This is a genomic window from Kitasatospora putterlickiae, from assembly GCF_039527695.1.
Classification (GTDB): domain Bacteria; phylum Actinomycetota; class Actinomycetes; order Streptomycetales; family Streptomycetaceae; genus Kitasatospora; species Kitasatospora putterlickiae.
Window position 1 is genome coordinate 21,654 of sequence record NZ_BAAAKJ010000244.1, and the last position, 8,098, is coordinate 29,751.

General features: G+C 73.1%; 9 protein-coding genes. 5 read left to right on the forward strand and 4 right to left on the reverse strand.

Features of this window, described 5'->3' with window-relative positions; all coding sequences use genetic code 11:
* Nucleotides 1-12: 12 nt before the first annotated feature.
* The gene (locus ABD308_RS24665) at nucleotides 13-1,506 is read right to left on the reverse strand and encodes an alpha/beta hydrolase family protein (RefSeq protein ID WP_344338698.1); all 1,494 of its coding nucleotides are present in this window, start codon (nucleotides 1,504-1,506) and stop codon (nucleotides 13-15) included.
* A 204-nt stretch (nucleotides 1,507-1,710) separates the two neighbouring features.
* On the opposite strand from ABD308_RS24665, the gene ABD308_RS24670 reads away from it, so the two are divergent.
* The 3 genes from ABD308_RS24670 to ABD308_RS24680 are packed head-to-tail and all read left to right on the forward strand — an operon-like array spanning nucleotide 1,711 to nucleotide 4,215.
* Nucleotides 1,711-2,892, forward strand: coding sequence for a sensor histidine kinase (locus tag ABD308_RS24670; protein ID WP_344338700.1), 1,182 nt, complete (start codon nucleotides 1,711-1,713; stop codon nucleotides 2,890-2,892).
* The gene (locus tag ABD308_RS24675; RefSeq protein WP_344338702.1) at nucleotides 2,889-3,551 is read left to right on the forward strand and encodes a response regulator; all 663 of its coding nucleotides are present in this window, start codon (nucleotides 2,889-2,891) and stop codon (nucleotides 3,549-3,551) included. Before ABD308_RS24670 ends, ABD308_RS24675 begins: the two co-directional genes overlap by 4 nt.
* Before the next feature lie 58 nt (nucleotides 3,552-3,609).
* Entirely contained in the window at nucleotides 3,610-4,215 is a 606-nt protein-coding gene (locus ABD308_RS24680) for a hypothetical protein (RefSeq protein ID WP_344338703.1), read from the forward strand.
* A gap of 69 nt (nucleotides 4,216-4,284) precedes the next feature.
* Here the strand turns inward: ABD308_RS24680 and ABD308_RS24685 are convergent, their stop codons facing one another.
* A complete protein-coding gene (locus ABD308_RS24685) occupies nucleotides 4,285-4,752 on the reverse strand; it encodes a hypothetical protein (protein ID WP_344338705.1) in 468 nt (155 codons plus the stop codon).
* A gap of 263 nt (nucleotides 4,753-5,015) precedes the next feature.
* Entirely contained in the window at nucleotides 5,016-5,726 is a 711-nt protein-coding gene (locus ABD308_RS24690) for a hypothetical protein (protein ID WP_344338706.1), read from the reverse strand.
* 280 nt (nucleotides 5,727-6,006) lie between these two features.
* On the opposite strand from ABD308_RS24690, the gene ABD308_RS24695 reads away from it, so the two are divergent.
* On the forward strand, nucleotides 6,007-7,374 hold the full coding sequence (locus tag ABD308_RS24695) for a hypothetical protein (RefSeq protein ID WP_344338708.1): 1,368 nt from the start codon (nucleotides 6,007-6,009) through the stop codon (nucleotides 7,372-7,374).
* Between the two features lie 30 nt (nucleotides 7,375-7,404).
* On the forward strand, nucleotides 7,405-7,881 hold the full coding sequence (locus ABD308_RS24700; RefSeq protein WP_344338710.1) for a hypothetical protein: 477 nt from the start codon (nucleotides 7,405-7,407) through the stop codon (nucleotides 7,879-7,881).
* A 22-nt stretch (nucleotides 7,882-7,903) separates the two neighbouring features.
* On the opposite strand, the gene ABD308_RS24705 is transcribed toward ABD308_RS24700, so the two are convergent.
* Nucleotides 7,904-8,098: DUF397 domain-containing protein (locus ABD308_RS24705; protein ID WP_425554843.1), on the reverse strand; the 195-nt coding region annotated here is incomplete at its 5' end.

The window sequence follows — 8,098 nt, forward strand, 5'->3', positions numbered from 1 at the left end:
CTCCCGCGCGCGTCAGCGGGTGGCGGGCGGGTGGTGGAGGGTGAGGTCGCCGTAGGGCTTCAGGGCGGCGGACGGGTCGGTGGGGACCGCCCGGAGGGTGGCGTCGAGGAAGGCGAGGGTGGCCGCGGCGACGACGCGGGGGCTCTCGGCGCGGCCCAGGGAGCCGACGACGGAGGGGACGGGCGGCAGGTACAGCGGGCCGTCCGTGAAGGTGAGGTGGGCGGCGCCGGGGACGGTGAGGCGGTAGCCCGGCGCGGTGGCGGCGTCGAGGGCCTCGGCGAGCCGGGGCGGGTAGCGCGGGTCGGTCGCCGGGGTGATGGCCTGGGTGAGTGCGAGGGCCGGCTGGGTCAGCGGCGGCGAGGCGGGGCCGTGCGGGAAGCCGTCCAGGTCGATGACGGCGTCGAACCGGCGGTCCTGCCGGGCCGCCTGGAGGGCGGCGGCGCCGCCCAGGGAGTGGCCGGTGACGGCGACCCGGCCGGTGTCCAGGCGGCCGGCCAGCGGGTCGGCACCCTCGCCTCGGTCCAGGCCCTCCAGCCGGGTGAGGACGAAGCCGAGGTCGGCGGCCCGGATCGCCGTCCAGTCGGCCGCCAGCTCCTCGTCCTTGTCCCGGTCGCCGCTGGAGGTGGTCTCGGTGGTGATCGTCCGGCCGTCGGCGAGGACGACGGCGGCGGAGTCGTACGGGTGGTCGAGGGCGGCGACCAGATAGCCGTGGCTGGCCAACTCCTCGGCCCAGGCGGTGTTCTGGGTGCGCACCCCGTTCGACCCGGGGGAGAACAGGACGACCGGGAACCGTCCTCCGGTGCCGTCCACCGGGGCGTCGGGGACCGATCGGGTGCGGGCCCGCGGAAGGCCGTCGATCAGGAAGCCCGGCAGGCCGACCGCGCGGGCGAGGGCGTCGGAGACGGTGCGCGCCTCCTGCCCGGTGCGCCCGAGGTACTGGGCCCGCCGCGCGCCCGAGGGGCTCGGCCGCGCGGGGTACCAGAGCTGGACCACGACGGTGCGCCGGTCGTCCGGGTCGGCGGTGAAGGTCTCGGGGCGGCCCGGGTCGGTCCACTGCACCACGCGGGTGCCGACCGCGAACCCGCCCGAGGGCGCGGGGAACGCCGGGACGGGGAAGGCCCAGGCGGCCACCGGGCCCGAGGCGATCAGGCCGGCGCAGGCCAGCGATCCCGGCAGCGCCAGCCACCACCGGGCCCGCCACGCCGGTGGCCGCCCGGTGCGGCGCGGCAGCAGGGGGGCGAGGGCGAACGGCAGGGCGAGGGCGGCGCCCGCCAGGACCGGCAGCAGCTGCCAGCGGAGCCCCGTCACCGCCAGCGCGAGCGTGGCGAGGAGGAGAAGGACCCCCGCCGCGACGGTCACGCGCGGGCGGGCGGCGGGGGGCAGCCAGCGCGCCACCACCAGCGCGGCGGCGCCCAGCAGGGCGAGGATTTCCAGGGGGGACAGGCGCGGTCCCGTGATGATCTCGGTCACCCGGCCATCGTCGGCGCCGGGCTGGCGCCGCCGCATCGGCCCCGGGTCGCCGGCTCGTGCGACCGGGGTGGCGGTCGGGCGGGCCGGATCGGCGCCCGCGTTGCGACCCCGGGAGGTGGCGGGGCTCCTCCTGAGGTCGTACCCCGGCCCGCTGCGATCAGACGGTGGACTCATGTGCTCCGCGCGCCCTCCGCCTACCGTGGCAGGGCCACCATGACGACGAATCGACAGGGACGTGAGATGACCCGGACGGCCGCGGAGCGGGCGCGGTGGGCGAGGACGGTCGCCAGGCTGCCGCCCGCGTGGGCGGAGTCGCTGCTGGCGGCGCTGCTCCTGCTCAACGTCGTGACCACCCACGAGCCGCACCGGCTGCCGGTGGCCGTGGCCCTCACCGCCGCCCTCGCGCTGCCCCTGCTGTGGCGCCGCCGGGCCCCGCTTCCGGTGTTCGCCGCCGTGGCGGGCGCGGCCTTCGTCCAGTGGCTGGCGGACGTGCAACTGCCGGCGGACGTCGCCCTGCTGGTGGCCCTCTACACGGTGGCCGCGAACGCGGGCCGGCGTGCCGCGCTCGCCGCCGCCGCCGTCGTGGAGGCGGGGGCGCTGCTGGCCTGCCTGCGCTGGGCGGCGGACGGCGCGTTCCTCACCCCCTTCGTCGCGGTCAGCGCGATGGCCGTCGCCGCGGCCGTCCTCGGGGTGAACGTGCGGACCACGCGCGCCTACCTCGCGGCCGTGGAGGAACGGGCCTCCCGCCGCGAGCGGGAGCAGGAGCAGCGGGCGCGCCTGGCCGTCGCCGAGGAGCGGACGCGGATCACCCGGGAGATGCACGACATCGTCACCCACAACCTGTCCGTCATGGTCGCGCTCACCGACGCCGCCGTCTACGCCCAGCACCGCTCGCCCGACCGGACCACCGCCGCGATGCTCCAGGTCGCCGAGACCGGCCGGCAGGCCCTGACCGACATGCGGCGGACCCTGGGCGTCCTGCGGACCGACGAGCCGGACGCGGAGCGCCACCCGTTGCCCGGCATCGCGCAACTGGACGCCCTCGCCGAGCAGATGGGCGCCGCCGGGCTGCCGACCCGCCTCGATCTCGACGGTGGCCACGCCCACGTCCCCGCCACCGCGCAACTCACCGTCTACCGCCTGGTGCAGGAGGCCTTGACCAACGCCCTCAAGCACACGCCCGCCGGCACCCGCGCGCGGGTCCGGATCCGGTGCTCGGCCGAGGCCGTCACGGTGGACGTCACCGACAGCGGCCCCCGCCCGCCACAACGGCTCGCCGGGAAGCCGTCCGGCCACGGCATCCCCGGCATGCGCGAGCGCTCGGCCGCCTACGGGGGCACGCTGCGCGCCGGACCGCTGCCGGGCGGCGGCTGGGGCGTCCACACCCGCCTCCTCCTCGGCGGCGGAGCGGGGCCCGCGTGACGATCCGCGTCCTGATCGCCGACGACGAGGCGCTGCTCCGGATGGCCTTCGGCACCGTCCTGGAGGCCCAGCCCGACATGGCGCCGGTCGGCGAGGCCGCCGACGGCGCCGAAGCCGTCCGCCTCGCCCGGGAGCTGCGCCCCGACATCGTCCTTATGGACGTCCGGATGCCCGGGACCGACGGGATCGAGGCGACCCGGCAGGTGGTCGAGGTCTCCCCGCGGAGCAGGGTGCTGATCCTCACCACCTTCGACCTGGACGAGTACGCCTTCGCCGGGCTCAACGCCGGAGCCTCGGGCTTCCTGCTGAAGAACACCAGGCCCGAGGAGTTCCTCACCGCGATCCGCAGCATCGCCGCGGGCGACGCGGTGGTCTCCCCGAGGATCACCCGGCGCCTGCTGGAGAACCTCCGCCCGCACATCCCCGACGGCAGGAGCCCCGGGGACGACGAGCGCCTGAGCCGGCTCAGCGTCCGTGAACGCGAGGTGCTCGTCCAGGTGGGCCGAGGCCTGTCCAACGCCGAGATCGCGGCCACCCTCCATCTCGCGGAGGCGACCGTGAAGTCCCATCTGGGGCGGGTCCTGCAGAAGCTCGAACTCCGAGACCGGATCCAGGCCGTGGTCTTCGCCTACGAGAGCCGCCTCGTCCACCCGGCCTGACGCCGGCCGAACGCACCCCTGCGTCGGCGGCGGGCGCGGGGTGGAGCAGAATGGCCTGATGCTGGAGTTGCTGCCGGGGACCGGCGTGGTCCTGCCGGCCGGGGCCGGAACGCTCAGGTTCGGGATGACCCCGGAGGAGGCGGGCGCGATGCTCGGGGCCACCCCCGGGAGCCACCGGTCGAGGCAGTGCATGACGCTGACCCGCGCCGGCTACGCCCACCTGCGGCACGCCCACGACGCCTGGCTCGGCGGCATCCTCCACGACGGGGCGTGGAACACCGTCGCCGTCTTCGGGGACGTCGTGCTGACGGTCGCCGGGGGAGGGCCGGGCCGCGCCGACCGGCTCGCCGGGATCACCGTCGAGGCCGGCGCGTCCCGGGGAAGGACCACGACCTCCGAGGTGGTGTGGGACGGCGTGGACCTGTTCGGGAACCCGGCTGCGGACGTCGTCTCCGTCCTGCCGGGGCCCACCCGGCCCTCCGCCCCGACCGCCGACGACGTGACGGTCCCCCGGTTGGGCCTGTGGCTCCGCCGGAACCCACAGGCCGTCCACCGGTGGTCGCGGCTCTCCCTGCTCGCGGCACCCACCGGGTGGGAACGGTGCTGCGCGGGTACGTTCGCCTGCCTGGACGGGGGAGACGGCTTCGTGGGCCTCATCCGCTAGGCGGGCGGGCCGGGGCCGGGAGGCGCGCCCTCCCGACCCCGGGGTTCACGGGTGCTCAGTCAGCTCTGATCAGCAGGGGATCGGGGTGCTGATGGTGACCGGCGACGGGTTCCAGCCGAACTTGGCGACGCTGAAGGTGCCGCTGACGACGTTGTTGCACGGCACGGTGGCGCTCGGGCCGTTGACGGTGACCGTGCTGGCGAGGAAGTTCACGCCCTGGTTGACGGTGCCGAGCGAGGCGCCGCCGACGACCTGGCCGGAGATGGTGGTGATCAGGTCCTGCGGCTGCGGCGGGTAGCCGGGGGACGGCGGGCCGGCCAGGGCGATGCGGCCGAGGAACTGGACGTTGGTGCCGTTGACCGAGGCACAGACCTGGGTCTGCAGACCGCTCTGCAGCGACCACGGGCTACAGGTCTCGAACGTCGCGGTCGTGGTCGAGGTACCGGTGGTCGCGGCCTGGGCGGGCGCGGCCATCAGGGTGCCGGCGGCGGCCGTGGTGGCCGCGAGGAGGGTCAGACCCTTCAGCGAACGGTTCATGGCGAAGTCTCCTTCGATAGGTGTGGTGCCCGCCCGGTGGCGCCATCGGGCGAGGTGATGCCATTTCACATGTGAAACCGCACATGTGCAATGTCATGGAGATGTATCAGTTTCGAATGTCAGATGGATTCTTCGCATTTGGAATGGTGTGTCAGGCTGGAAAATGACCTTCGATGGCTAGATCACGTCGGTGGAGTGGAGGCCGGCCGACCCGACGTCCCACTCCCGCCACCCCTACGGATCAGGGCTGTCGGCGTCCTGTTTCACCGCCGGACCCGTCTCGGGGACGTCTCGTCCCAGACGACCACGGTGGCGGCGGCGGTCGTGAACAGCCAGCCGAGGACCGGGACGGCCAGGAGGGCGGCGACCGGCCACTCCTTCGCGATGAGGGTCAGGCAGCCGAGCATCGCGGTGACGGCGGTGAAGCCGCCGACGGCGGCGGCGAAGGAGCCGACCCGCGCGCCCACCCGCGACAGGGCCAGGCCCAGGACCGTGAGGGCCGCCCCCAGGCCGACCGTGAGGGACACCTGAAGGGAGGAGACCCAGGGCGTGCCCACGTTGGCGGTGCGGTGCCCCTGGTAGGAGAGCTCGGCCACCCGCCCCCGGTAGATCGTCAGGTCCACGTCCGCGCCGACCTTCGTGGCGCCGTAGAAGCTCGCGGTGACGTCGTAGCGGTGGGTGGGGACCGTCTCGCGCGCCACCTTCACGTAGTAGGTGGTTCCGTCGCCGCTGACGGTGTACCGGTCCGTCACCTTGCCGGTCTCGTGCAGCACGCAGTCCGTACCGGGACGGTGCGACGCGGTGCCGCACACCGGGGCGGAGCGGTGGGCGAGCGTCGCGTCGCGCGCCTCGACGAACCAGCGGAAGCCGAGAACGGCCGTGGCCAGTCCCGCCAGCAGGAACAGGCCCGCCGCCAGTGCTCCGGCGACCCGGATCCAGACCGGTGCCTTCGCGTCCTTGGCCGGAGCGTTCATCGCAACCCCCGTCGATCGCGTCCACGGGCACCTCCCCGGTGCCCAGCAGGGATGCTCCCAGGGCGGCGGCCGAACGGGGCGTGGCGCGAACGTTCCTGTGGCGAACCCGTGGCTATGTCCCGATCCGGTCCGTGGCGGGCGCCGGGGACGTGCGCTGTTGGGATTGCGTGTGCGTGTGGAGGCGGTGCGCCCCGGGACCCGGAGGTGATGCGCATGCAGAATGCCTCGTGCCGCGAGGGGATCCCCGACGGATCCCGCGGTGCGGCCCGGAAGGAGAACCGTGATCACGCAGAAGTACGGAGACCTCGAACTCGCCTTCACCATGAAGCAGAGCGAATGGGGCAGGACCTGGACGGGCACCGACAAGCTCACGGCGAGCTTTCGCCTGCCGTTCTCGGACGGCTGGTGGGCGCTCACGATGACGCCCTACACCGACGCGTACATCCGCGACGACGGCGGGGTCGCCGTCCACTACCAGGGCGGGCTGCTGGCGCGCGTACCCTCCGGGAGCGATCTCCTCAAGCCCCCGGTGAAGTTCGAGGTGCTGGGCACCTTCCAGGGCGAGGGCGCGGGCTTCAAGCAGGTGTACCTGCGTCCGGTGCCGCCCCCCGGCTACCGGGCCCTGGGGGACGTCTTCTGCTCCGAGGGGGGCGAGAAGGGATTGCTCACGAAGATCGCGTGCGTCAAGGAGACGTACAACAACCACCCGTACGTGCGCCGGGGCGAGGTGGCCGAGAAGGCCCTGCTCGACAACGTGTGGGCGGTCGTGAACCCGAGCTACCCGCTCGACGACGAGGACCTGCACATGTACGTCCCCACCGGGGCGTTCACCTACGCTCCGAACGGCAGGCCCGCGCCCAACGACGTGTCCTACGTCCTGGACGTCCCCTCGGTCGTGGAGAAGGGGCCGGACCCGGCCATCCCCCACCTGGATTCCTACGACCAGCCTCCCGCGCAGACGAAGATCGCCACCGACCGCATCGTGACGGTGCCGTACTTCATGGTCCAGGACAAGGACCGCGACGCGGCGTGGAAGGTGGAGAACTCGCCGTTCTACAAGGTGATGCGCAAGCGCTACTTCTCGCTCGCGCTCTACCGGGACAACCGGGAGGGAAGCACCGTGGCCCCGGAGTCGAAGATGATCGAATCCGGTGTCACCAAGGAGCAGAGCGAGGCGTTCTCCCAGGCCACGGGGATCCAGGTCGGGGTGAGCGTCGGCGTCGAGGCGTCCGCCGAGCCGTTCGGCCTCGGGGTGAAGGCGACCGCCACCGCCTCGGTCAACATGTCGCTGGAGACGGGCTACGAGCGCCGCTACTCCGTCACCACGCTCCAGACCGTCACCTACACCCACGGTCTGGACGTCGCGCCCAAGCACTCCGGCGCGCTCTGGTCGGAGACCCACACCCTGGTGCCGATCCGCCACGACGGGACCGACCTCGGATCCAACGGGCACCTGTCCTTCGACACGGTCCTCTACTACACCGACCAGTACCCCGCGCCCGTCGGCGGCGACACCCCGCGCGTCGAGTACTACGAGTCCGCCGACGACGGCCGGCGCCTGCCCGAGGACCAGTGGGTCGGCGTGCCCTACGCCGCTCCCGGAACACCGGCCCCCGACACGGAGTCGGACGAGCAGGACGCGCACTGAACCCGACGACCGAGCGAACGGAAGAGGGACATGCCCAGGAAGTACAAGCGGTCGAACTCCGTGCCCATCGAGGAGGGCGCGGTCGGCTCCGCGAGTTCCAGCCAGTACGCGAAGTACCCCGAGATCACCAGTTGCCTCACCGTCTCCGTTCTCCACGACGACGGTTCGATCATGGGCACCCACATGGTGCAGGTGCCGGACGAATCAAAGGAGCAGTTCACCCCCATGAACGCCCTGAAGGAGCTGGGGGGCATGATCGACGCCGACCGCGTCGTGCGCGTGAGAATCGCGGGGGACCGGGAGAGCTGGGCGGTCAACCGCCTGCAGTACCAGCCGGGTGATCCCCGCTACGGGCTCGGCGGTATGGCCACCGACCTGCAACTGAAGAACGAGATCAGCAAGCTGACGGGGATCCCGCGCGACAGGTTCGACTCGGAGACCGTCCTGCAGTTCAACGGGGACCTCCACGTTCCGAGCAAGGACCAGAACGCGGACCCCGACTGGTGACGACGCCGCCCGCCGGACGCCGTCAGGCTTCGGCGGCGGCGGCGAAGTCCACGAAGGCCTGCCAGGCGGCGGGTTCGAAGGTGAGCCGGGGGCCGGTCCTGTCCTTGGAATCGCGGACGTGGACGGTGCCGGGGGCTTCGGCGACCTCGACGCACGCGGCGTCTTCGTTGCTGCTGTGGCTGCTCTTGTACCAGGTCAGTTCGGTCATGGGAGCAGG

Coding starts and splice junctions, on each gene's coding strand:
- ABD308_RS24700 (WP_344338710.1), top strand. CDS start 7,405: ATGCCCAGGAAGTACAAGCGGTCGAACTCCGTGCCCATCGAGGAGGGC.
- ABD308_RS24690 (WP_344338706.1), bottom strand. CDS start 5,726: ATGAACGCTCCGGCCAAGGACGCGAAGGCACCGGTCTGGATCCGGGTC.
- ABD308_RS24670 (WP_344338700.1), top strand. CDS start 1,711: ATGACCCGGACGGCCGCGGAGCGGGCGCGGTGGGCGAGGACGGTCGCC.
- ABD308_RS24665 (WP_344338698.1), bottom strand. CDS start 1,506: ATGCGGCGGCGCCAGCCCGGCGCCGACGATGGCCGGGTGACCGAGATC.
- ABD308_RS24680 (WP_344338703.1), top strand. CDS start 3,610: ATGCTGGAGTTGCTGCCGGGGACCGGCGTGGTCCTGCCGGCCGGGGCC.
- ABD308_RS24685 (WP_344338705.1), bottom strand. CDS start 4,752: ATGAACCGTTCGCTGAAGGGTCTGACCCTCCTCGCGGCCACCACGGCC.